The sequence below is a fragment of the Mucilaginibacter phenanthrenivorans genome, from assembly GCF_024721155.1.
Lineage (GTDB): Bacteria > Bacteroidota > Bacteroidia > Sphingobacteriales > Sphingobacteriaceae > Mucilaginibacter > Mucilaginibacter phenanthrenivorans.
The window spans coordinates 1,087,808-1,111,934 of the sequence record NZ_JAHVAP010000001.1; the positions used below are offsets into that span (position 1 = coordinate 1,087,808).

Annotated in this window: 21 protein-coding genes; 6 read left to right on the top strand and 15 right to left on the bottom strand. The window is 40.3% G+C overall.

The features are described 5' to 3' along the window. Positions 1-22: 22 nt before the first annotated feature. Positions 23-544, top strand: a complete 522-nt coding sequence (locus KXD93_RS04500) for a DUF4251 domain-containing protein (RefSeq protein ID WP_258135667.1) — start codon at positions 23-25, stop codon at positions 542-544. A 74-nt stretch (positions 545-618) separates the two neighbouring features. Here the strand turns inward: KXD93_RS04500 and KXD93_RS04505 are convergent, their stop codons facing one another. From KXD93_RS04505 to KXD93_RS04520, 4 genes are all read right to left on the bottom strand, one after another. After that, on the bottom strand, positions 619-1,044 hold the full coding sequence (locus tag KXD93_RS04505) for an OsmC family protein (protein WP_258135668.1): 426 nt from the start codon (positions 1,042-1,044) through the stop codon (positions 619-621). Positions 1,045-1,439: 395 nt separating this feature from the next. Next, complete coding sequence (locus KXD93_RS04510; RefSeq protein WP_258135669.1) at positions 1,440-1,877, bottom strand: DUF3052 family protein; 438 nt, start codon at positions 1,875-1,877, stop codon at positions 1,440-1,442. 43 nt (positions 1,878-1,920) lie between these two features. Beyond that, positions 1,921-2,310 (bottom strand): DinB family protein, encoded by a 390-nt coding sequence (locus tag KXD93_RS04515; RefSeq protein WP_258135670.1) that lies wholly within the window; start codon positions 2,308-2,310, stop codon positions 1,921-1,923. Between the two features lie 3 nt (positions 2,311-2,313). After that, positions 2,314-2,757 (bottom strand): DinB family protein, encoded by a 444-nt coding sequence (locus KXD93_RS04520; protein WP_258135671.1) that lies wholly within the window; start codon positions 2,755-2,757, stop codon positions 2,314-2,316. A 99-nt stretch (positions 2,758-2,856) separates the two neighbouring features. On the opposite strand from KXD93_RS04520, the gene KXD93_RS04525 reads away from it, so the two are divergent. Next, on the top strand, positions 2,857-4,095 hold the full coding sequence (locus tag KXD93_RS04525; RefSeq protein ID WP_258135672.1) for a spore maturation protein: 1,239 nt from the start codon (positions 2,857-2,859) through the stop codon (positions 4,093-4,095). Positions 4,096-4,565: 470 nt separating this feature from the next. On the opposite strand, the gene KXD93_RS04530 is transcribed toward KXD93_RS04525, so the two are convergent. The 6 genes from KXD93_RS04530 to KXD93_RS04555 form a co-directional block, all read right to left on the bottom strand. Then, entirely contained in the window at positions 4,566-5,183 is a 618-nt protein-coding gene (locus KXD93_RS04530; RefSeq protein ID WP_258135673.1) for a TetR/AcrR family transcriptional regulator, read from the bottom strand. 138 nt (positions 5,184-5,321) lie between these two features. Next, positions 5,322-5,819: a DUF4126 family protein gene (locus tag KXD93_RS04535; protein WP_258135674.1), complete on the bottom strand. Its 498-nt coding sequence runs from the start codon at positions 5,817-5,819 to the stop codon at positions 5,322-5,324. Positions 5,820-5,932: 113 nt separating this feature from the next. Beyond that, a complete protein-coding gene (locus KXD93_RS04540) occupies positions 5,933-9,349 on the bottom strand; it encodes an efflux RND transporter permease subunit (RefSeq protein WP_258135675.1) in 3,417 nt (1,138 codons plus the stop codon). A gap of 26 nt (positions 9,350-9,375) precedes the next feature. Continuing rightward, positions 9,376-10,479, bottom strand: coding sequence for an efflux RND transporter periplasmic adaptor subunit (locus tag KXD93_RS04545; protein ID WP_258135676.1), 1,104 nt, complete (start codon positions 10,477-10,479; stop codon positions 9,376-9,378). Positions 10,480-10,510: 31 nt separating this feature from the next. Continuing rightward, positions 10,511-11,833: a TolC family protein gene (locus tag KXD93_RS04550; protein ID WP_258135677.1), complete on the bottom strand. Its 1,323-nt coding sequence runs from the start codon at positions 11,831-11,833 to the stop codon at positions 10,511-10,513. Positions 11,834-11,916: 83 nt separating this feature from the next. After that, complete coding sequence (locus KXD93_RS04555; protein ID WP_258135678.1) at positions 11,917-12,528, bottom strand: TetR/AcrR family transcriptional regulator; 612 nt, start codon at positions 12,526-12,528, stop codon at positions 11,917-11,919. A 219-nt stretch (positions 12,529-12,747) separates the two neighbouring features. On the opposite strand from KXD93_RS04555, the gene purB reads away from it, so the two are divergent. Continuing rightward, entirely contained in the window at positions 12,748-14,094 is a 1,347-nt protein-coding gene (gene purB / locus KXD93_RS04560; protein ID WP_258135679.1) for an adenylosuccinate lyase, read from the top strand. Positions 14,095-14,284: 190 nt separating this feature from the next. Further along, on the top strand, positions 14,285-14,836 hold the full coding sequence (locus KXD93_RS04565) for a NifU family protein (RefSeq protein WP_258135680.1): 552 nt from the start codon (positions 14,285-14,287) through the stop codon (positions 14,834-14,836). 189 nt (positions 14,837-15,025) lie between these two features. On the opposite strand, the gene KXD93_RS04570 is transcribed toward KXD93_RS04565, so the two are convergent. The 4 genes from KXD93_RS04570 to KXD93_RS04585 form a co-directional block, all read right to left on the bottom strand. Continuing rightward, entirely contained in the window at positions 15,026-17,635 is a 2,610-nt protein-coding gene (locus KXD93_RS04570; RefSeq protein WP_258135681.1) for a M1 family metallopeptidase, read from the bottom strand. A gap of 163 nt (positions 17,636-17,798) precedes the next feature. After that, positions 17,799-18,548, bottom strand: a complete 750-nt coding sequence (locus tag KXD93_RS04575) for an ABC transporter ATP-binding protein (protein ID WP_258135682.1) — start codon at positions 18,546-18,548, stop codon at positions 17,799-17,801. Next, positions 18,545-19,411, bottom strand: coding sequence for an ABC transporter permease (locus KXD93_RS04580; protein ID WP_258135683.1), 867 nt, complete (start codon positions 19,409-19,411; stop codon positions 18,545-18,547). Before KXD93_RS04580 ends, KXD93_RS04575 begins: the two co-directional genes overlap by 4 nt. Then, positions 19,411-20,376, bottom strand: a complete 966-nt coding sequence (locus tag KXD93_RS04585) for an ABC transporter substrate-binding protein (protein WP_258135684.1) — start codon at positions 20,374-20,376, stop codon at positions 19,411-19,413. Before KXD93_RS04585 ends, KXD93_RS04580 begins: the two co-directional genes overlap by 1 nt. Before the next feature lie 159 nt (positions 20,377-20,535). Here KXD93_RS04585 and KXD93_RS04590 point away from each other — a divergent pair, with 159 nt between their 5' ends. Next, the gene (locus KXD93_RS04590) at positions 20,536-21,681 is read left to right on the top strand and encodes a methionine aminotransferase (protein ID WP_258135685.1); all 1,146 of its coding nucleotides are present in this window, start codon (positions 20,536-20,538) and stop codon (positions 21,679-21,681) included. 220 nt (positions 21,682-21,901) lie between these two features. Next, on the top strand, positions 21,902-22,687 hold the full coding sequence (locus KXD93_RS04595; protein ID WP_258135686.1) for an amidohydrolase: 786 nt from the start codon (positions 21,902-21,904) through the stop codon (positions 22,685-22,687). 168 nt (positions 22,688-22,855) lie between these two features. Here KXD93_RS04595 and KXD93_RS04600 read toward each other — a convergent pair whose 3' ends face one another. Next, a complete protein-coding gene (locus tag KXD93_RS04600; RefSeq protein WP_258135687.1) occupies positions 22,856-23,863 on the bottom strand; it encodes an IS110 family RNA-guided transposase in 1,008 nt (335 codons plus the stop codon). Between the last annotated feature and the right edge of the window lie 264 nt (positions 23,864-24,127).

Genomic DNA, 24,127 nt, shown 5'->3' on the forward strand with positions numbered 1-24,127 from the left:
TTAAACCTTAAATTACTAATCTATGAAGACATTAATTAAGCCAACTCTTGTATTGGTTTTTATTGCCATGTTCGCAACTGTTGCAAACGCGCAAAAAACAGCAAAAGATAAAAAGGCTGCACGGGTAGCCACTATAACAAAAATAGTAACTGATAAGAACTATGTTTTTGAGGCAAACTACGTCATCCCGCAAAGAGGGAACTCAAGGTCGCTAAGTTATGGCTATGACCTGGTTGTTTCAAAGGATACCATAGTAGCATATTTGCCATACTTTGGAAGAGTTACCTTAGCACCGTCAGACCCAAGTGATGGAGGCGTGAAATTTACTTCAACAAATTTCAGCTATGTAGAGAAGCCTGGTAAAAAAGGCGGCTTTGACATAACGATAACTCCTAAGGAGAACAATATGCAGGGATCGAAGGATGTCCGTTATTTACGATTAAATATTTCCGAAAACGGCTATGCGTCTCTCCAGGTATTCAGTAACAATCGTGACCCAATCTCTTTTAACGGGACTATAGAGGAACGTAAACACCATAAATAGACCGTATTTAAAGTTAAAAGTCCTGCTGGTTGAACCGGCAGGACTTTTAAAAATTACTTTTTCTTAAATCGCTATCACGCTGAGTGAACAAACACGCGCCATTTTATATCGGCGCCCGCCTTATCCAGCGTAGCTGCAACAGAACAATATTTATTAATAGACAACTCTACAGCTTTAACAGCCTTATCTTCGTCAATGTGTCCATAAAGGTGAAATTCGATATTTATATCTTTCCATAGAGATGGCTCTTTCCCAGCTTCACGTTCGCCGTTAACAACCATTTTATAATCCTTAATTTCCTGGCGTTGCTTTTTCAATATGGTGATCACATCAATTGCCGAGCAGCCTGCAAGGCCCATCAACAACATTTGCATTGGACGTACACCGAAATCCCAGCCGCCACTTTCAGGGCTGCTGTCCATTCTTACAACGTGACCGTTTTCATCTTTGGCCTCGAAGCCAAAATCGCCTTTTACCCGCGATAACTCTATTTTAGGCATATATTTATTATTTGTAATAACAAAGCTAAGGTAATACTTTACCTGATTGAAAGTTTAACGCGGATGTAATATTCCCTATATAAATATGAAACTTATCCTATTTATTCGCCTGAAGTCATCCGTTTACGGGGCCTCGGCCTGAAAAGCCGACCATTAAATGAAAACTCCTAATCAACTGGTTTCATGTCATTTATGAATTGATATTGAGTAAATAGTTATACCAAAATGTTAACCCTGTTTTTCAAGAAATATATTCAAGTAATTGACTAACAGGTATTTACAACAAGGTTAACATGAAACTATGTTAACCCTGTTAACCCATATTCCTGAAATAGCTATACAGATTTGTGAGTAAATCCTGTTCTAACTATACAACATTTGTGGTTGACATAACACTAGCCCCTATCCTTAACAGGGATCACCAATTTCAAACCCGACCATGTTTTGTCTACCGCACATACCTTAATATCCACCAGGCCTATTTGCAAGGCATAGTTCCGGATGATATCTTCAGAGATATCGGTAACAACTTTTGATGCCTTCTTTGGCCATGATACCCAGATTATACCGTTTGATTTGATCCGCTCCTTTAAGTCGGGAAGTTTGCTCAAATACTCATCTTTTTGACCGGTAAAGAAATGGATCAGATCCTTTTTCAAAACTGAATTATCATTGATATGAAGATCGTCTGGCAAATCTGTAAACAGGTTGAAATAATAGTCGGGTGCATTAACGAGCATTATATTATCTCCTTGTTTTATACCCAGCTTTTTTGCCAGCGGCGTACCGGAATATCCCGCAGTCGGTATCGTTATCTTGTCCCCCATTCCCATATTCCAAATTGTATTTTTTTATCTACCGGATGTCCGGATTGTTTTAATGAAAGCATAATCTGTCCCGATGATGTGATTCATGGGATACGAGATATCCTAAAAATCCTGTGGCGTTCGGTTTAAACCCTTTTACTTTACCATCAGTGTACGTTTTTTCAAATAGTTGCGCTATTGCATCTCCACTCGCATTCAACCCGGTCGCCAGTCCATCCTTATTTATATTTTCTTTTTCTATCTTAACCAGGCTCTCCAGTAGCAACGGATCAGCAGCCTTTAACCACATCAAACGAACATTATGCATATGAGCAAACTGCTCACCGACTGTACGGCCTTTTGAGGCGGAGATGTCATTTAAATTAGCCTCATCAATATGCTCCAGCAAATACAAATTAATTCGGTTATGAATTTGCCAGGCTTCGGTTAGCGGGTTCATATTTTATTTCAAATTAATTACTTGTTTTAAATGATGCCTCATGTGCTCCACATAATCTGCCGCCAGCCAATCAATTGCATGCAGGCTTTGGGTTGTTTTACTGTTATCACATTTTGCCTGCAATCTTTCCGGCGGATAATTTGCCAGCACCCGTGAAATTTGCAGGTTCAGTAATTTCCATAAACCCAGCAATTCATTAATGTCCGCTTGCTGATAGTGTTGTGCCTCCACCCATTCCACCTGTTCATAAGTCAGCTTAAAGTTTTCCTCGTAAGTACAGCGTACAAAGCGTTGCAGGTTAATTTGCGCACTGTCAATCAAATGCCCGATTATCTGCTTTTTCGACCATTTATCCGGGCCAGGCTTTACTACCCAATCTATGCTGTTGATATCAGCATTTAAAAGTTCGTCAATTGTATCCTTAAGCCTGGTTATTGTGTCGATCATTATTAGTTGAGGTATAAATTCGGAGAATAAAAATCAATTAAAGATGGTTATTCGTATTTAATTATCAAAAAACTTTATCTTCAAAGCTTTAATAATTCTATGGCTCTTAACTATATCTGGGTAGCTTTTTTCCTGATAGCATTTGTAATTGCGCTTATCAGGCTGATATTTTTTGGCGATACCGAGATCTTCTCGCATTTAGTTAACGCGATCTTTACATCCTCCAAATCTTCAGTAATGGATATTGCCTTGCCCTTAGCGGGTAATATGGCGTTTTGGCTGGGTATTATGAATATTGGAGAAAAAGCCGGCGCTATAAATTTTCTTTCGCGTATTGTAGGCCCTTTTTTTAGCCGTCTTTTTCCTGAAGTACCTAAAAATCACCCAGCTACGGGGCAGGTATTAATGAGTTTTTCGGCAAATTTATTAGGACTTGATAATGCCGCAACCCCCCTCGGCCTTAAGGCAATTAACAGTTTACAGGATTTAAACCCGGATAAGGAAACTGCCTCTAATGCGCAGATCATGTACTTGGTACTGCTTACTTCAGGTCTGCAGCTCTTGCCCGTTACTATAATTGCTCAACGCGCCATTTTAAATGCAAAGGACCCAACTGATATATTTATCCCCTGCATTATCGCAACGTTTGTATCGGCAATATCCGGCATGTTGCTGGTTGCCATTAAACAAAAAATAAACCTCTTCGACAGGGTTATTATAGCCTGGCTGGGCGGAATTACCTGCTTTATCGTGTTATTGGTTTGGTACTTTACCGTATTTTTAACGAAGGGACAAATTGGATTAGTGTCGAAAGTGGCCAGTAATTTGATGCTATTTTCCATCCCGGTAATATTTATTACAGGCGCCTTGTATAAAAAAGTAAATGTATTTGAAGGGTTTATTGATGGGGCCAAAAGCGGATTTGAAACGTCGGTTAAGATCATCCCATACCTTGTCGCCATGCTTGTTGGCATAGCAGTTTTTAGAGCTTGTGGCGCTTTGGATTACATGAATGACGGATTACGCTGGGTGGTTACACAGCTTGGTTTTGATACACGTTTTGTAGACGCCATGCCGGTAGCGTATATGAAACCATTGAGTGGCTCGGGGTCAAAGGGGATGATGATAAATATCATGACGACCTATAAACCCGACAGCTTTGCCGGCCGGCTTGGTTGTATCTTCAATGGCTCAGCTGATACCACCTTTTACATAGTGGCGCTGTATTTCGGTTCTATCGGCATAAAAAAATCCCGGTACGCTATCCCAGCTGGTCTCTTCGCTGATCTCGCAGGTATCATTGCAGCCATTTTCGTAGCATATTTATTCTTTGGTTAACCTGTTTTAAACCAATACTTTATAATGAAGAATTTTGCCGCAACTATTTGAGCGGAATTTGGTTTTCGTATTCCTCTTTTATTAGATTTAAATTCCAATCTTAACTGAGTGAGTATGCGGAAGGATTATGATGCCGACAGGGAGGCCAAGATAAAAACCACAAAACAGGGAATAGTAGTATTGTGGATTGTGATCATCCTTATCATCTCGATCATATTTCGATGTGCACGATAAGGTAAATACGCGATCATGAGTCAAGGTCCTCATTTAAAAAAAAGCAGGCCCGGAATATTCCCGGGCCTGCTTCAATCACTCTAAAACAATCACCTCTATTAGAAGTATCTGATAATTTTATCAGTCAATATTTGACCAAATCAATTATTTAGTCAAATATATCAATAATGTTTTCGTCTTAAATGTCCGTTCATTTCTTTTGACTGGCGGGTGACAGTATGGGGCTTAATATTAGACTAATACATCAATCCTTTAATGAAAATATCGGCAAGCATTAAGCGTTTTGAACGAATCTCGTCCAAATGCTCCTTGTTGGGGAACATTGTTTTTTTGTGAGATAATGATTTTACCCTAACCCCGTGCAAGGCATCCAATAAAAGCTCCACAACCTCTGTGGGGTTGTCTACAGATTTTATCTGCCCCCGTTCCACTTCTGTCTTTATCGCGCTAACCAAAAGTTCCGTTTCCGACTCATGAACCTGTTTAACGATATCCCAGATCATATCAGGCAAATTCTGTTCATTCAGTCTGAAAAAATCGAAAAAATTATAATTTGTTACTATAAAATCGTGTTGGGTATCAATCTGAAATATAAACGCCTCCTTTAAATTGGTAAAGGTGTTTATCCTATCTGCAAGACTTTTCAAATATTCTCCGGCAACCTTACGCATTACGGCAACATACAATTGGCTTTTATCGGGAAAATAATAATATAGCAAGGCCTTGGACATAGAAAGGTCGCCGGCTATTTCATTCATTGTAGTTTTTGAATAACCAAAGTGTAAAAACCTGTGATGCGCAGCTTCTAATATCTTTTCTTTTTTTACGTCCTGCTGATCTGTAGCTGAAATCATTATAGATAATTATATAGTGCTATACTTGTGTAAGGTAAAATTGGTTGTTCTATATCCTGACTTTTTTAACAAACTTATCAATTTTTCTAAACATATGTACGGTCGTACCTATATGAACGCAACATTATAACAACAAAATTACGCTGTTATGATTAAGCCCACCCCTGAACCAATCACTAAAACGTCCTCAATTGCACCTATATATGGGTCGAAAACGTGCGTTTTGTCTACCACAAATTTGCGAAGGTAATAGCTTCCGAAGGTTGATCCCATTGCAATCACTGAACCTACCAGTGCACCCGTAAGGGCGTTCTTGCCTGATGCCTTGTAGATAGCGGCTCCGGCAAGAGAGCCGGACAAGCACCTGCCTATTATACCGCCCATACTTGTTCTATTGGGTGTTTGCGGCAATTTATCACCAACCAACTCGCCTATTGCCAATACCTTCATACCAATTGCCACCCTATCCGACTGCATAAATTTTAATGGCGATCCTGAAAGACGGTTTGTTTTGTGTCGGCTTAAAATATGACTTGCTATTGCTGGCGCCGATGTTGTACGCATTCCTGCAAGTATACCAAGGCCTATCACCTGCCAAAGTGGTTTTGGCGATTTATTATTTAATGATGTTTTCATAGATATTTATGGCCGCAACAATCATTCCTAAAATATATCCCCATAAAATGGGCATAAAACAAAAACAGCCTTTCAAATAATTGAAAGGCTGCTCTATATGATTGAATTATTGTCTAAACTGTAGCTTCTTCAAGTTTAGTTTCGGTTACTTTTTCCTTTTTACCGAATAACCTATTTTTCAGGTTAACTCTTATCAAGTACATACAAGGCACTAAAATTAAAGTAATAACAGTTGCAAAGCCCAAACCGAAAATCATTGTCCATGCTAAGGGCCCCCAGAAAGCTACGTTATCGCCCCCAAAGTGAATATGCGGTTCAAAATGGGTGAATAGCCCAACAAAATCAATGTTGAAACCTACCGCCAACGGTATTAAGCCCAGGATAGCAGCAGTTGCGGTTAACAATACCGGTGTCATACGGGTATGGCCTGCTTCTACAACCGCATCGTGCAGGCTTACCCCCTGCTCAATCAACATATCAGTAAACTCAACCAACAGGATTCCGTTACGGACCACTACGCCAGCCAGGGCTATGATACCTATCCCTGTCATTACAATCGACATGGTCATCCCGAATAGGCTTATCCCTAGCAACACCCCTATTATACTGAATAATATCTCGCTGAGAATAATGAAGGTTTTACCAATTGAATTAAACTGGATCATCAAGATGACTAAAATCAACCCAAAAGATGTACCTAAAGCGCCCAACAAAAACATCATTGCTTCCATTTGGTCTTCCTGGCCACCACCCATCTTTATCGAAATATTATCTGGTGCTTTAAAAGTACCTATAGCACGCAGAATACCTGCGTTAACATCATTAGCATTAAATGGCTTAATAACATTTGAACCCAACGTAAGCACCCGTCTTTGCTGCTTACGTTTTATATTACTATATGTTGTAGTATAACGTACATCAGTAAATGCCGAGATTGGTACCTGACGTATGGCTCCTCCTGTCGCAAGGTCTCGATAGGTAACTTTCAAATTACGCAGTTCATCAATATTACCACGCTGGCTTTCAAGCGCTCTTACCTGTATTTTATAATCATCTTCCTTTGTATTTCTAAAATTTGCAGCCGGAATCCCAAAAACAGCTGCCTGTAGATTGTCATTAATTGTCTTTGTTGAAATGCCTTCACGATTCGCTCTTTCACGATCAATGTCAAAAACAATTTCAGGTTTATCGTTTTGCACATCGGCAACAAGATTTTCAATACCTGGAATGTTCTGCTTGGCGATGTATGCTTTTAAGCGATTCCCGGTCTTTACCAATGAATCGAGGTTATCTCCAACAAGTTCGATACTGATATCTTTTTGTACCGGCGGTCCGCTATTTTCCTGGGTTACCGATATTTTAGCCCCCGGAACCCCTTGCACGGCTGCACGGATATTAGCCAACACCTTTTTAGTATCCTTGCCGTTTCGTTTCCCGAACTCAACAAAAGCCACGGTTACTTTTCCTTTATTTTCGTAATCGCCCTGGTCTTCATCAGTTGGGTCAGTAACCCCCTTGGTTACATTCGATATAATAGATGTTACAATTGCTTTATCGGGTTCAACTACTTCTGCCACACGCCTTTCAAGCTTTTTGGTAACCTCGTTGGTAGTAGCCTGATCGGTACCTATTGGCATAGTAATATATACATACGCAAAGTTAGGGTCCCCTGACGGGAAAAACTCCGGTGTCTTTCCTAAAAAATGATTTATCATTAAAGCAGCTACAAACAGAACCACTGTGCCTGCCAAAACTGTCAAAGGTCTGCGTACAGCCCTTTCAAGCCATTTAGCATACCAATCTTTGAAACGCGGCCACGCATTTTTCTGGAACTTGTCAATAATTCGCAGGAACACAAAATGATTCAGCAGATAAAGCACTATAATAAGTACCATAAAATTACCAAAACCTATATTGATCAAATAGCCAAGCACAGTACCAATACCTAAAAATATCATTGCGCGTTTAACCTTCCTGTCGAACTTTGGATTGTCGTGCTCACCTTCATGATGAGGCTTCATAAAATCAACCGCAAATACCGGGTTCATGATGTACGCTACAACCAATGAAGCCAACAAAGTTATGATCAGGGTAATAGGTAAAAAGAACATAAAGTGCCCAATCAAACTATTCCAGAAAGCCAATGGTACAAATGGAGCAAGGGTGGTCATTGTACCTGAAAATACAGGTAAAAACACTTCACCGGCCGCCATCTTGGCAGCCTCCTTGATAGCTACTTTTCCATTAGCAAATATCCTGTGCGTATTTTCAATTACCACAATAGCATCATCCACTACTATACCTAACGCAAGCAGGAAAGAGAAAAGCACGATCATATTCAGCGTAAAGCCAATAACCGGCATCACCAGGAACGCAATAAAACAGGATAGTGGAACGGATAGGGCCACAAATATGGCATTAGTAGTCCCCATGAAGAACATAAGGATTACGGTTACCAATAAAAAGCCAATTACAATAGTATTGATTAAGTCGTTTAAGGTGGTGCGGGTTTTATCCGACTGGTCGCCAGTTACGGTGATATTCAATCCTTTTGGGAAAACTGTTTTTTGTTTTTGCTTTATTAGATCATTTATCTTGTCAGATGCCTGAATAAGATTTTCTCCAGCCCTTTTACTAACGTTTAACGTAATAACATTTTTAAAATTTGGGTTATCATTCGTTTTTAAACGCGCATAGCTTTCCTGCTCTAAAAATGAATCCTTCACATCGGCTATATCTCGCAGATAAACTGCCTGCCCTTTTGGATTTCTGATTGCCATGGCTTTTACCTCATCTGCATTTTTGAAATCTTGCTTAATATCAATGCTTCGTCGTACGCCATCGCTTTTGACGCTGCCTGCAGATGATAAAATATTTTCATTTCCTATAGCCTGGATTATATCATTGAAGCTAATCTGAGCTGCGGCCATCTTATTCATATCTACATTAACCTGGATCTCCGGCGTCAAAGCACCCACCTCGTCAACTTTAGAGATTTCTTTATAGCTTTCTATTTCATCCTTTAAGATATCAGCATATTCTTTAAGTCTTTTGAGGTCGTAATCACCCGATATATTTATGTATAAAATAGGCAAATCGGCAACATTAATATCAGATATAATTGATTCTTTAAGGTTTACGTCATTCTGCGGTAAATCCTGCTTGGCCTTATCAACCGCATCCTTTACGTCAATTTTTGCATCCTTAATTTTAATATTTGCCTGAAATTCCGCTGTAATTATAGATACATTTTGAACGGAATTTGAAGTTACTTTCTTTAACCCTTTTAATGATTTGAGTTGCTTTTCAATTTGCCTTGTTACAAGATTCTCAACATTTTGCGGTGATTGGCCCAAAAATGAGGTTGTTATAAACACCTTTGATTGTGCTATATCCGGAAAATTTTCCTTCGGTAAGTTATTATAGCTGATAAGCCCTAATACTGTAATCAAAAATATGAGTACGTAAACAGCTGTTTTATTCTCTATGGCCCAACTTGAGGGCCCAAATTCCTTTTTAAGATCTTTCATAGTTAACAGATCAAATTGTTATTTAATTAATTACCAGCAGCTAAAATCTTTATTTTGTCGCCATCTTCAATTTCAGTGGCGCCTTCGGTAACCAGTTCGTCACCGCTTTTTAAACCTGATAATATTTCGGACTGTCCGCCATAAGTAGCACCAACCTTAACATTTACCCTTTTTGCAATTCCGTTATTATTTACAAAAACATAATCGCCGGCTTCTGATTTTTGAATCGCCTTAACCGGCACTACAATGGTATTAGGTTTAGAGTAATTGGCTATCTGTATAATAGCTGTCATGTTCGGGCGTAAACTTTTACGCACCGGTAATTTTATCTCTACTCCAAAACTACGTGACGTAGGGTCAATAACCTTGGCGGCGAATGTTACTTTGGTGGTTAATGAGTCGTTGGCATCAGGCACTAATATTTTAACGGTGTTTCCTGTGTTAACGCTGCTCGCATACGACTCAGGCACATCAGCCTTAACTTTTAAAACATCAGCATTAACAATCCTGATCCCGGTTGTGCCCGGTACGGCAACCTGGCCTAATTTTAAATCCATTTGATCCACTGTGCCATTTATTGGTGAAACTATCCGGTATTGGCTGGCTTGTTGTTTAAGCGCATCCAGGGCCTTTTTGCTGCTTTGCAAGGTAGTTTGAGCCTGCAAAAACTGAACTTCTGTTCCAATTTTCTGGTCCCACAGGTTCTTTTGACGCTGAAATAGCGTTTGATTTAAAGTAACCTGCGATTCTGATTGCGCAATATTTTGCTGTAGCACACTATTATCCAATTGCACCAAAGTCTGTCCCTTGCCAACATGCTGACCGGGTTTTACATAAATTGCAGTAATAACAGCTTGTGCCTGCGGATACGCTGTTACATTGTCCTGTGCGTCAATTTTACCCTGGATTTGCACATAGTTTGTAAAATCCGCCGGTTTCAATACCACCGAGCTAACATCGGTAGTTTTAGCTGAATCTGTAGTCCCAACTTCTGCCTGTAGTTTGGCAATTTTTGTTCCCAGGTCTGCCTGCTGCTTTTTAAGATCTGCGAGCTCGGTTTTTTTATCCTTCGGCTTGCCACCACAAGCTGCCAGTAAAATTAAAGCCGGTATGTATATTAATTTTTTCATCGTTCTATAGTATATTGTGATTGTTTGATTGTTATTTAATTCGTCCGTATGCTTTATCAAGGTCAACTTTGCTGACAAGCGCATCGTAAAGTCCCTGTATGTATTTATTATCAGCGTCTTCTAACGCAGATTGTGCTTGGGTTACTTCGATGCTCGAGCCTACTCCCTGTTGATACTTAATTCTTGACACCCGCAATACTTCTTCTGCTAACGCTTGATTCTGTTTCTGAACGTTTAGTGTTTGCAAGCCATTTACATATGTAATTCTGGCTTGACTTGCTTGTAGACTTAAAGCATTTTTAAGGTTGTACAAGTCATTTTTAGATTTAAGAACTGTTATTTGTGATTGCTTTATCTGATTAGATTTTTGAAATCCACTAAAAATCGGAACATTTAAAGTAAGGCCAATGTAAGTTGAGGGATAACTAGTATTAAATAATTTCCCGATCGCTTCATTTTGAAATTGTAATCCAGTGCTTCCATTAAATGATAATGTTGGAATCAATGCCGTTTTTTTACGTTTCAGGTCATATTGATTCAATTTCAGATTAGTTTCTGTAAGTCCGTATTCAATACGGTTACGATAAAATGTAGTGTCGCTTGTAAAATCAGCAAGATTATTAGCGAGACTAATATCTTCAAGCTTGTCTTTTAGTATAATTTCGTTTTCAATTGGCATTCCCATTTGAAACTTCAACACTTGATAATTTAAAACGAGCAGACGAACAGTATTTTCCTTATTGCTAATCAAGGTATTATATTGAACTGTTAAACGGTCTACATCAATCTTTTCTACAAAGCCTTGCTTGTTTTGTTGTATTGTTTCGTCCAATTGTTGCTTTATCTGTTTAATATTGGCATCAAGTAATCTAAGCTGTTCATTACTAACAAGTACTTGATAGTAGGCCTTAGTAACATTAACGTTCACTTCAATTTTTGACCTCGTGAAGCTACGTTGTGATAATTCTTTATACGTTTTAGCTGCTTGTAAACCGACCAGATAAGACCCATCAAACAAGATCTGGTTTAAGTTGATACTGTTCGTGTTGTTATATCTTTGGTAAATACTAAATTTTTGCCCACCAAAAATAACTGTAGGCGTTTTTAAATAATCCTGAAAAACTGCTGATCCGCTTACCTGGGGTAATCCAATGCCGATAGTTTCTTTTACTTTGTAATCGGCGCTCTTTACATCCAGCGACGCGTTTAGCACAGAGTCCTGATGCGCATAAGCGTAATTGATACAATCCTGTATGCTAAAATTATATCGCTGGCTATCCGGAGCTGCCTGTTGCGAAAACCCTTTTAAGGTAATTCCGCTTACCAGGCATATTATTATTAGTATATGTTTCATTTTATATAGTTGTGATTTGTTTTCTTTTTATGCCGATTCAAAATTCGTGTCGGTTAATGACAGCCGTATGTCAGCAGTATTATTTATTCTTCGTTTATATTTTTATACTGGTTTAAAAGCTTGTAGCCTTTAAGTGTGCAAATACCATAGTTAAAATGTTCTAAAAATTGCACCTGTACCTTCCATGGATTAAACTCGGCCATCGGAAATATGCTTGTATTAAAACCCATCTCCACCTGGCTCACCCTCATCCGTGCAATTATCCTTACGTCAATATCCGGCCGAATGTAACCTTGCTTCATACCTTTTGTTAAAAGCTCTTCTAAAGTGCTGATCAATACGTCGGCCTTAAACTTTTGAAACTCAGACCATGCATCAGGGTGATACTTCTGCATATCATGGATCACTATCGGATTAATCCGTGAAAAAATATCCTCTGAGCATTTCATCATATTGATCAGCTCCTCTATCACGTTGCCCGATTTACTCATGATCTCGGCAATCTGATCCTCGTCTTCCTTTAGTTTCTTTTTAACTAAGGCTATCACCAGTTCATTTTTATCCTTAAAAAACTGGTAAATAGTTTTCTTCGACATGCCCAAATGTTTGGCTATGTCGTCCATTGTTACGCTTTTGATCCCTGCCGTTAAAAACAGTTCCTCGCCACCCTGAATTATTCTTTCTATTTGACTCATTGACTTTCCGGGTCAAAACTAAGGAAACATTTTTAGATTTCAAAGTTTCCACAGATTAATGTGCGGATGTGCGAATTTTTGATGTGCGGATGACAAATGAAGGATGTGCTAATGAAAGATCTGTCGTAAATTTCTTCTTCTCCTCTTTGGCAAATTCGCACATCCGCATATCCTCGCATCCTCATATCAATTACTATCTTTGCAAAAAATCAAAGAAACATGACCCTCACTCCTCTTTCAGCTATTTCACCTATCGACGGACGCTATCGTAATACCACTGCAGAGCTTGCTGCATACTTTTCAGAATATGCGCTTATAAAATACCGGGTGTTTGTTGAAATTGAATATTTCATAGCACTTTGTGAACACCCTTTGCCACAGTTACAAAAGTTTGATAAAAATGTGTCCGAAAAGTTACGCGCCATTTACAAAAATTTCACTGAAGAAGATGCTGCCAGTATAAAGGAGATTGAGAAAACCACCAATCATGACGTTAAGGCGGTTGAATATTTTATAAAAAAGGAATTCGATAAATTAGGCGGTTTAGAGGCCTACAAAGAGTTCATTCACTTTGGATTAACATCACAGGATATTAATAATACCGCTATTCCATATTCATTTAAGGAAGCGTTAAATAACTCTTACTATCCTGCTATTAATGAGTTGGTTAGTTTATTAAAAAAATATGCGGCAGATTGGCAACAGGTATCCATGCTGGCGCATACCCACGGCCAACCGGCCTCGCCAAGCCGTTTGGGAAAGGAGATCATGGTTTTTGTGGAGCGTCTGGAAAATCAATTGACCCTTTTAAAACCGATCCCTTATTCTGCCAAATTTGGAGGTGCCACAGGAAATTACAATGCGCATAATATAGGCTATCCAGAAATTGACTGGAAGGCGTTCGGCAATCATTTTGTAAATGATATTTTAGGCTTGAGTCGCTCACAATTCACCACCCAGATAGAACACTACGATAATTTTGCTGCGCAATGCGATGCTTTAAAAAGGATAAATAATATTCTGATTGATTTGGACCGCGACATGTGGGCCTATATCTCCATGAATTATTTCAAGCAAAAAATAAAGGAAGGTGAAATCGGTTCTTCGGCTATGCCACATAAGGTCAATCCGATTGATTTTGAAAATTCAGAGGGAAACCTGGGCATTGCAAATGCACTATTCGAACATTTTGCAGCTAAATTACCTATTTCAAGACTGCAGCGTGACCTTACTGATTCGACGGTGTTACGTAATATCGGCGTGCCTGTTGGGCATACTTTGATCGCTATAAAATCGACCATTAAGGGTTTAAACAAATTATTGCTTAATAATGCTGCCATTGATGCTGATCTTGAAGCAAATTGGGCTGTTGTTGCTGAAGCAATTCAAACCATACTGCGCAGGGAAGCTTATCCAAACCCGTACGAAGCATTAAAGGACCTCACCCGTACTAATACACAGGTAAATGCACAAACCATAGCTGATTTTGTTGACCGGTTACAGGTAAGCGACGCGATTAAAGAAGAATTAAAGAAAATCACACCCGGAAGTTATACAGGAATATAATGTGCGAATTTTTGATGTGCGGATGTGCGAATGCTTATCTATTCGATCAGGTAACAATCCGCACATTTGCATATCCGCACATCAAAACATCATTTCCCATCGTCACCTACGGGTCATAACAACAGAATAGCAGTATTTAAATCAAAAAGGTATTTAAATTTGTTAGGTTAAATGATAATCAGATAAGAAAATGAACATCAACGTATATACAGAATCAACCCCGAACCCGGCAACCATGAAGTTCATTGTGAACAAGTTGCTTATAAATGGCAGTGTTGACTTTGCTACAAAGGAAAGTGCTGAAAAATCACCGTTTGCTAAGGAGCTTTTTAAGTTCTCATTTGTTAACGGCGTATTCTTCGCGAGTAATTTTGTTACTGTAACCAAGTTTGAAGACGACAACTGGGAAGATATTTTACCGATACTTAAAGAATTTGTAAAAGGCGCTGTTGAGTCAGAATTAAAGGTTCAGGACGAAGAGCAGGCAGAAGCCGGCGACTTTGAAGGATCAGAAACAGAAGTTAAGATCCAGCAGATCCTTCATGATTACGTACGCCCGGCTGTTGAACAGGACGGCGGCGCAATAACCTATAAGTCGTTCGATGAAGGAATTGTAACTGTTGAGCTTCGCGGTTCATGCAGTGGATGCCCGTCATCTACCGTAACACTAAAAGCAGGTATCGAAAACCTATTAAAGCGTATGGTACCTGAAGTTACCGAAGTGGTATCTGAAGCATTATAAAATTTGACGCGAATTGTCGCTAATTTAATCGAATTGCACGAATCATATTTGATGGGTGTACTTCGATTTTTATTTAGAAGACATTTGAACTTTTTCGGCCATTACCTCAAAAAAATTGGGCTGATTAAGTTTCGTGATTATTCAAAACCACTCACCTAATCAACCCAATTTAACTTAATCAACTAACCTCTATTGCTTAAATACATCGTTAGTTAATCCCGTGTTAGCTACTGCGCTTTTTACTTTAAACTCAATAGGCTGGCCGTTCAAGCTGTTCATCTCTGTAAAAGGCACTTTAATACCAGTATTCACATTCTGGTAATCACTAAATTCCATTACAGTAGCGTTAATCACATCTGTGTACTGTTTAACCTTTAAACCGGTTTTAGCATCGTAAAAATATTTTACAGTGGTTTTATCAGGCGATGTTACCAGTACCAGGTAAGCCAACTGCCCGTTAACAACCTGGTAGTTTGAGTCAAGCTTTGTTGTGTAACCCGGCTTGTTAAAATCAAGCTCAGGGAACAATTTATATCTTGCCCTTACCGCGCCCTTCTCTGATGGGCCGGAAAGCGGAAGTCGCCTGCTGTTTTGTTTTACGATAAGGCTGTCACCATTAATTAACACATGGCTCAGGTTAAAGTTATTGTATTTAGGCACAGTAACATCTAGTTCAACCATGCCCGGTGATTTAAACTTGCTCACCTTCAAAAAGGTATAGCCCTGCACATTTCCTTCTTCGGTTATCGTTAAATCGTTCACATCCTTTAAGCGTTGTTCGCCGCCAATAGCATCAAGATAGGCCTTAACAACCGTATTTACAGTTACATCCTTAGGCATTGAGATGCCGCTCAATGAGTTATTGTCGGTTTTAACGTCTGGTAATTTATGATCCGGATCGAGTGTTGCGTACGAAATTTTCGAAGTTGATTTATAGGCAAACGTCCAGGTACCACCGCGCTGCCAGATCTCAGCAGGTAATTTAATAGTGCTGCTGTTACCGTTCTCTTCCTTAACCAATACTGTTACAGGTAAGGCCATTCCTTCAAGATTCTCAATGGTGATCAATGAACCTTTTGTAGGGTCGTTATCGATATAATCAATTGATTTAACCGACTGATCCAGCTTTAAGGTTGTGGTAAACCACTCATACCAGAACCAGCTCAAATCCTCACCCGCAGCATTATCCATCGAGTGGAAGAAATCCCATGGCGTTGGGTGTTTAAATGCCCATCGTTTAATGTAAGTTTTAAATGCATAATCAAAACGTTGCTCGCCCAGGATCTGCTCGCGCAAAATGGTTAAACCCAATGCTGGTTTCTCGTAAGCAGCATAGCCCAGGTAATTTGGCTGGATCACATCCGGAGTGCTCATGATTGGATCTGCATCAGGCGAAAACATGCCGGGTGCGCCTTTTTGTATGTCCTGCGTTTCAAAATACTCGCCTTTATTGAATACTTTGGTATCAACCTTATTGATAAACGTATTAAAGCCTTCATCCATCCAGGCGTATTTACGCTCATTTGACCCGACTATCATTGGGAACCAGTTATGGCCGAACTCGTGGTTGGTAACCTCCCAAAGACCACCACCCTGGCTCTGTGAGCTACAGAACACGATGCCCGGATATTCCATACCGCCCACTATGCCGCCAACATTGGTAGCAACCGGGTAGGTATATTCAAACCACTCGTTTGAGTACAGCTCGATACAATTCTTAACATATTCTGTTGAGCGGCTCCATGCGCCCATGCCTTTAGATTCGATAGGATAAACTGATTGCGCCAAAGCCTTTTTTCCGCTTGGCAGGTTAATGCGTGATGCATCCCAGATAAATGCCTTTGAAGCAGCCCATGACACATCGCGGGCATTTTTACAGAAAAAGTGCCAGGTTAAGCTCGGTTTCGCAGGATAAGAATCCTTCATTGTCAAATCCACAGAATCCTTCACCATCACTGTTTTGTCGCTTACCTTCGCAGCATTCAGGCGACCGAGAATTTTTGGCGAATAAACTTCAAGTGGGTTCAATAACTCACCGGAGCCTACAACCACCAAATTAGCCGGTGCAGTTACTGTATAATCAAAGTTGCCATATTCAAGGTAAAACTCAGATGCGCCCATATAAGGGATAACATTCCAGCCGGTAACATCGTCATAAACTTCCATCCGTGGATACCATTGCGCAATCTCGTAGATCCACCCATTTTTATAAAGCTTACGGCCCATACGATCGGTACCATATTCAGGCACATCAAACTTGTAATCTATCCTTAACTGGATCTTTGCGCCGCCCTGGCGTAAGGTGTCGTTCAATTTTATTTGCAAGCGGGTATCTGTTACCAGGTAATCAACTTTTTCAGTTTTGCCGTTTTTAATGACATATACACCTTTGATCTCATCGCCTTGCGTAAAAGTCTTGTTCGTAAAACGACCGCCTTCAACCGGGCTTGTGGCCTGGCCACGTGAATCTTCTCTATAAACATTCTGATCTACCTGCAGCCATAAAAATGCAAGCGGATCAGGGCTGTTATTGGTATAGGTAATAACCGTTGTACCGCTCACGCTGTGTTTCGCAGTATCGAGCGTAACATTCAGCTTGTAATCAGCACGATTTTGCCAGTATTTAGCGCCCGGAGCACCGGCTGCGCTACGGAATTCGTTTCCCTTTTCCGGGTAGAATAAAGGGTTAAAAACTTTATGCTGGTCATAATTAGATTTCGGCGCATCTGCATTTTGGGCACGCGCTGCAAACATACCGCCGCACAACAGCAGGGATAAGGTCAGTTTACTATATTTCATTGGAGAAAAATTATTTTTGGAAAGATAGAAATTATAATTGCAAGTAAAAAGATTCAAGAACCAAGAGTCAAGAATCAAGACAAAAAAGTAAAATCGTGACTTTGTATTCGATATCTGCGCCGGTCTTTCTTGACTCTTGGCTCTTGATTCTTGGCTCTACCCTTTATCCGAACCAATCAAACAAATCATTCTGCTTCAGAGCTTTTTTCTTCCCGGCATCCAGGTCTTTTACAACCTGCCCCTCTCCCATTAATATTACCCGGTTTCCATATTTATAGGCGTCCTTTAAGTTATGGGTGATGAGGATCGAAGTAAGGCGATAATCTTTTATCAGTTCATCAGCGGTACGCATCACCACTTCGGCAGAACGCGGATCAAGGGCTGCGGTTGGTTCATCAAGCAAAAGCACTTTGCAGCTGTCCATTACGCTCATCAGCAAGGTTAAGGCTTGCCGCTGCCCGCCGGAAAGCGTGCCCATTTGCTGTTCTATCTTATTTTCCAATCCTAAACCAAGCGTACTTATCTTTTCCTTTATCTGATTTTTAAAAGTATCATTTATACCGATGGACAGGCCTTTAGGTTTGGTGCGGATAGCGGCTAACCGGAAATTATCGATAATGCTCAAATCGGAAGCAGTGCCACTCATTGGGTTTTGAAACACACGGGCTATCCATTTACTGCGTCGGTAATCTTGCAATTTGGTTATATCTTCGTTGTCTATGCTGATGGTTCCTGAAGTTGGGGAAACGCTACCCGCAACCAAATCCAGCAAAGTGGTTTTTCCCGATCCGTTAGCACCCACGATCACCAAAAACTCCTCACTTTTTATATTCAGATTGATGCCATTAACCGCATTTACCTGGTTTGGCTGACCGGAGTTGAAGATTTTGTGGATGTTTTTTATCTCAATCATCGACCTTTAAAGTTTAAACGTGGCAAACTCACTATTATCAATACAAACCCAGCAGTTACCAATTTCAACAAATTAGCATCAACCCCAATATCAAGCGTTATAGCAAGTACCATTTGAAATATAACAGATCCCCCAAGCACCAATAATAAGCTTAGCCAAACCGATGTTATGCGAAGCCAATTGATCAGCGTTTCAGCGATTATTACCGAGCCAAGCCCGATAATAACAATCCCTATCCCCATACTGATATCAGTAAAACCCTGGTTCTGGCAAATCAGGTAGCCGCTAACAGCTGTTAAAGCATTTGCAAGGGCAAGGCCGGTTATTTTCATCCGATCGGTATTTACACCCAAAGCCCGGATCATCGATTCACTGTTCCCGGTTGCACGCATGGCTATACCGAAATCTGTTTTCAGTAAGTATCCTATTATTAGAATTATGGCGATCACAAAAACGGCAACTATCCAAAAAGTATTTTGGTTAGGATCTTCACTGATGTGCCATAAAGTGAATAAAGATGGGAAACTATTCAGCGGTATATTTGATGTTCCCATTATGGTTAGGTTTACAGAGTATAGGCCCGTCATTACCAAAATACCGGCAAGCAATGCGTTTATCTTTAATTTGGTGTGGATGATCCCCGTTAGCGCACCTGCCAAACCGCCTGCAAGTATTACGGCAGGCAAAACTACATACACCGGCTGCTGGTGTTTGATCATTACCGCAGTAACGACAGCGCCCAGTGTATAGCTGCCGTCTGTGGTAATGTCTGGGATGTTAAAAATCTTCATCGAAATAAAGATCCCCAACGCCAGCGCCGAAAAGCAAAGTCCTTGTAGTAAAGCGGTAAGGTAAAAATCCATTACTTAACGGCTTCGAAGTTTGACGGAACGGTTATATTATATTTTTTAGCTGCAGCAGCGTTGTAAACGCGTCGCCTGATCTTCACCATTTCAGGCTGCAAACCTGTAGTGCTGTGTGTTTTTAAGAATTGCGCCGCCTGTTCGCCTGCCTGGAATCCCCATTGATATATATCTGCGCCAAATGCAGCAACTGCACCGCGCTGAACCAAGCCCGCTTCACTAGTAAATATCGGCACATTCTTTTGGTCGCAGCTTTTTAAGATAGTCTCAAAGGACGCAAACACGCTGTTATCCGGGTTGGCAAAAAAAGCGTCGATATGCTTACCAAGCAGCGACTGTGTTACCAGCTGTGCATCAGCTGACGAATTTAGCGGCAGCGCAACTAAAGTAATATTCAATTTATCAGCATCAGCCTGGATGCGTTTTTTAGCATCAACCGACTGCGGCTCCGATTGGTTATAGATCATCCCAACAACCAGCTTGCCGCCTTTGGGTTTCAAAAATTTTGGAATATTTGAAAATGAAGTATCGATGTAATTCAGGTCCTCAACCGCGCCAAACAAATTAGCCTGTCCTTTGCCTCTCGCGTCTTCCATGTTCATTAGTTTAACCGTTGGCGATACCATCATAAAAATCGGGATGGTCTTGGTTTTTTGTGCCGCGGTTATAGATGATAAAGTGGTACAGGTAGCCATCAGATCAACCTTATGCGATACCAGGCGGTTAACGATCTGAGTAAGGGTTGGAATGCTGCCCTGCGCATTGCTGTAGTCGATTTCGATATTGTTCTTATCCTCAAAACCATTCTTTTTCAGTGCATCAATAAATCCGGTTTTCGCCGGGGCGATAGATGCATCCTGGAACGCATCTACAAAACCAACAACGGGCAAAGCTTTTTTACCGGAATTACAGGCAGCAATAGTAGCCACAAAAAATATCAGCGAAAGGTATTTAAGATGCTTCATGGCACTAAGGTAGGGTTTTTGAGCATAAAGCTAAAAGCAGAAAGGTCAAAGCTTTATTAAACCCGCGTCATTTTTAAAAACCTTTTTGTTTATACTATTCAATAGCTTTCGGCTTTAATCTTTCCACTTTCAGCTCAAAAAACGTAATTTAGCCCCTGCATGACACCTATAATTTCTAAACTCCCGCAAACGGGAACAACTATTTTTACCATAATGTCGGCTTTGGCAAACGAGGTCGGCGCTATAAATCTGTCGCAGGGTTTTCCTGACTTTAATACCTCGCCAGAACTTATCGAATTGGTAAATACTGCCATGAAACAGGGCCACAATCAATACGCTCCTATGCCCGGTGTTATGGCCCTGCGCGAGCAGATCGCCCAAAAAACAGAGAAACTTTATGGGGCTGTTTACAACCCTGATACCGAAATAACCATTACTGCCGGCGGCACACAAGCAATTTTCACCGCAATAACCGCCGTTATAAACCCAAACGATGAGGTAATTATATTTGAACCAGCTTTTGATTGTTACGCTCCTGCCATAAAACTGGCGGGAGGTATCGTAAAATCATTAGAGCTGGAACCACCCGATTACCGCATCCCATGGGATATGGTACGCAGGCTGATCAACAATAAAACAAGGATGATCATCCTGAACACGCCGCATAACCCTACTGCCACTACCCTGAAACAGGAAGACATTGATGAACTTAGTGCTATTGTAAAGAACCAGGATATCCTGATCTTGAGCGACGAAGTTTATGAGCACCTGATCTATGATGGCGAAACCCATCATGGCATGGCACGTTATCCCGAATTGCAGCAGCGCAGCTTTATAGTTGCATCCTTCGGCAAGCCGTTCCACGCTACCGGCTGGAAGGTTGGCTATTGTATGGCACCCGCTTTTTTAATGCAGGAATTCAGGAAAGTTCACCAGTTTTTGGTATTCAGCGTTAATGCGCCTTTACAATATGCCATTGCCGAACATTTGAAGGATGAAAACACTTATCTGTCATTGCCTGATTTTTTCCAACAAAAACGCGACTATTTTCGTAAAGGACTGCAGGAAAGCAGATTTGAGCTATTACCATGCTCAGGTTCTTACTTTCAATCGGTAACATTTAATAACATAACGGACGAAAAGGATAGCGACTTTGCACTGCGCTTAACTAAGGAAATTGGAGTGGCATCGATACCAACTTCTGCATTCTATACCAAGGGCACCGACCATCATGTTTTGCGGTTTTGTTTTGCAAAAAGGCAAGAAACGCTGGATAATGCCGTTGATAGGTTGTTGAAAGTTTAGTTCATAGTTCATGGCAAAAAATGAATTTAGAGCAATTAACAAATGGACAACGGCTTTGAATCCTAAATATTGAAGCTTTGTAGCTGAAATAAACCATGAACTAAATAACTTTTGCCTATTGGATAGATGTACTTATTTGATTGTTTTAATTACCATTGAGAGGTTTCGTTTCATGCTTCCGACCATGAACTATAAACCATCAACTATGAACTAACACGAAATGGAGAATTTAAAGATCACCCTCTTCCAGGGATATTTGTTTTGGGAAAACATTGATAAGAACCTGCAAAATATTGCGTTGCGGTTATCTGCTATCCGCGAAAAAACAAACCTGATTATTTTACCCGAAATGTTCAATACCGGCTTCACCATGGAAGCCGAAACACTGGCTGAGCCAATGGGGGGTAAAACCATGAAGTGGATGCACAAGATCGCGAACCAGTATGAATGTGTTATAACCGGCAGCCTCATCATAAAAGACAACGATAAATTCTACAACCGACTTATCTGGATGCGCCCTGATGGCAGTTACGAATGCTACGATAAACGCCACCTTTTTGCCTTGGGCAAAGAGCACCAGACGTATACTCCCGGCACCAAAAAACTGATCGTCGACCTAAACGGCTGGAAGGTATGCCCAATGATCTGCTACGACCTGCGTTTCCCGGTATGGCTGCGGAACGTTGATGCCGAATACGACTTGCTGCTGATAGTAGCCAACTGGCCCGAACGCCGTACTGCGCACTGGCGCGCGTTGATCCCTGCCCGTGCAATCGAGAACCAGGCCTATGTTATCGGCGTAAACCGCGTTGGGCATGATGGCAACGAAGTTTACCATTCCGGCGATTCCACCTGTATAGATCCAAACGGCAACGTGGTTTATTACAAACGCGACGAGGAAGACATGTACACCTTTACCATTATTGCTGATGAGGTAAAGAAAACAAGACGAGCTTTGCCTTTTTTGAAGGATATGGATGAATTCACCATAGAGACCGGGATTTAGGGATTAAATAGATTAAGACGAATAAAAATGCTTATGAAATGGAAGAAACTTACGAAGTTTTGAAAACTTCGATTTCTATGATCTATGCAAGTAATTTATGATAATTATTTTCGTATGCTCGATTTTGATTAACGCAGGCAAAAACACGAAAACTTCGATTTCTATGATCTATGCAAGTAATTTATGATAATTATTTTCGTATGCTCGATTTTGATTAACGCAGGCAAAAACACGTAACACAAGTTTGTTTCTGACTGCGTTAATTACACTCATCTTATTCTTCTTCTCTATGGTTACCATGCGTTGATAATATGATTTCATATCTGGATTATGTTGTATGGCTACGATTGCTGCCAAATGCAAAAGCGTTTTTATCTTTTTGTTAGCCATATGAGATACTCTTCCCTTCTTTTTAACCTTACCGGAATCGTCGGTAAAAGGAACTACTCCTGAATAACAGGCAAATTTCTTAGGATTGTTAATGTCTTTAAATTCATTTGTGGCAATTAAGATCTGGGTAGCTACTACTTTTCCAATGCCACTTACCGAAGTTACCAGGGCAAATAAACGCTTCAACTCATCATCTGCGGCAATGATCTTATCCATTGCTGCGTCAACTCTATCCAAGTCGTCATCGATAGCCTTTAGGGTGTGGGCGCATGCTGCTGTACTTTGTTTGGCAATATTTTTTACACTAAATATATCGTGCTCTCCAAGAGGAACTCTCAATAGTTTTTTGGCTGCTATTAAACGCGAACGTACGGCCGTAAGATGAAATAATTGTTGAATGATCTGTCTTTTAGGTTGCCACAAGCGTAATTTTTTCCGTTGGGTATAAGCATAATCAGCAATCCTGATAGCATCTATCTTGTCATTCTTCCCACGAATATTTCCCTGGGAGTTTTTTATCTGTGTAGCAGCTTCCAAACAAATGTTGGCTTTCTTTTGATGCAGACAAACTAACAAATGATTGTTGTAAATGCCAGTATGCTCCATACAGAACACTGCCCTTGTTAAATCAAACCCCGGTAGCTTTATTAGTTCTTTGACAAAGCCTTTAATGGCATCCGGTTGATTGCTAATCTCTCTGTGAAATAAAAATATTTCACCCTGCATCACGGCAAAGTCCAACTCGCCTTTTGATACGTCAGTACCAATGAAAAAATCAAATTCCATATCTTTACCCTGTTTATGTTAGTAAACAGTTAACATGTTTAAACACAATCAATACCTTACTAATGAGCCTCGAAACTCTAATTTCTATTTGATGCTTGTTTAAACAAACTGACAGAGGATTAAATCGAAGTATGGGCCTTAATGCCCGGCAAGTTTGATAATGCGCCTCTGTCAGTGTTAACTTTTCAACAAAAATCAGTGTTATTAACAAAGAAAAAGAAGCAAAAAGAAAGCTTCAACAATAATAATAACATATTAATTCTT

Coding starts and splice junctions, on each gene's coding strand:
- KXD93_RS04500 (WP_258135667.1), top strand. CDS start 23: ATGAAGACATTAATTAAGCCAACTCTTGTATTGGTTTTTATTGCCATG.
- KXD93_RS04505 (WP_258135668.1), bottom strand. CDS start 1,044: ATGCCTAAAATAGAGTTATCGCGGGTAAAAGGCGATTTTGGCTTCGAG.
- KXD93_RS04510 (WP_258135669.1), bottom strand. CDS start 1,877: ATGGGAATGGGGGACAAGATAACGATACCGACTGCGGGATATTCCGGT.
- KXD93_RS04515 (WP_258135670.1), bottom strand. CDS start 2,310: ATGAACCCGCTAACCGAAGCCTGGCAAATTCATAACCGAATTAATTTG.
- KXD93_RS04520 (WP_258135671.1), bottom strand. CDS start 2,757: ATGATCGACACAATAACCAGGCTTAAGGATACAATTGACGAACTTTTA.
- KXD93_RS04525 (WP_258135672.1), top strand. CDS start 2,857: ATGGCTCTTAACTATATCTGGGTAGCTTTTTTCCTGATAGCATTTGTA.
- KXD93_RS04530 (WP_258135673.1), bottom strand. CDS start 5,183: ATGATTTCAGCTACAGATCAGCAGGACGTAAAAAAAGAAAAGATATTA.
- KXD93_RS04535 (WP_258135674.1), bottom strand. CDS start 5,819: ATGAAAACATCATTAAATAATAAATCGCCAAAACCACTTTGGCAGGTG.
- KXD93_RS04540 (WP_258135675.1), bottom strand. CDS start 9,349: ATGAAAGATCTTAAAAAGGAATTTGGGCCCTCAAGTTGGGCCATAGAG.
- KXD93_RS04545 (WP_258135676.1), bottom strand. CDS start 10,479: ATGAAAAAATTAATATACATACCGGCTTTAATTTTACTGGCAGCTTGT.
- KXD93_RS04550 (WP_258135677.1), bottom strand. CDS start 11,833: ATGAAACATATACTAATAATAATATGCCTGGTAAGCGGAATTACCTTA.
- KXD93_RS04555 (WP_258135678.1), bottom strand. CDS start 12,528: ATGAGTCAAATAGAAAGAATAATTCAGGGTGGCGAGGAACTGTTTTTA.
- purB (WP_258135679.1), top strand. CDS start 12,748: ATGACCCTCACTCCTCTTTCAGCTATTTCACCTATCGACGGACGCTAT.
- KXD93_RS04565 (WP_258135680.1), top strand. CDS start 14,285: ATGAACATCAACGTATATACAGAATCAACCCCGAACCCGGCAACCATG.
- KXD93_RS04570 (WP_258135681.1), bottom strand. CDS start 17,635: ATGAAATATAGTAAACTGACCTTATCCCTGCTGTTGTGCGGCGGTATG.
- KXD93_RS04575 (WP_258135682.1), bottom strand. CDS start 18,548: ATGATTGAGATAAAAAACATCCACAAAATCTTCAACTCCGGTCAGCCA.
- KXD93_RS04580 (WP_258135683.1), bottom strand. CDS start 19,411: ATGGATTTTTACCTTACCGCTTTACTACAAGGACTTTGCTTTTCGGCG.
- KXD93_RS04585 (WP_258135684.1), bottom strand. CDS start 20,376: ATGAAGCATCTTAAATACCTTTCGCTGATATTTTTTGTGGCTACTATT.
- KXD93_RS04590 (WP_258135685.1), top strand. CDS start 20,536: ATGACACCTATAATTTCTAAACTCCCGCAAACGGGAACAACTATTTTT.
- KXD93_RS04595 (WP_258135686.1), top strand. CDS start 21,902: ATGGAGAATTTAAAGATCACCCTCTTCCAGGGATATTTGTTTTGGGAA.
- KXD93_RS04600 (WP_258135687.1), bottom strand. CDS start 23,863: ATGGAATTTGATTTTTTCATTGGTACTGACGTATCAAAAGGCGAGTTG.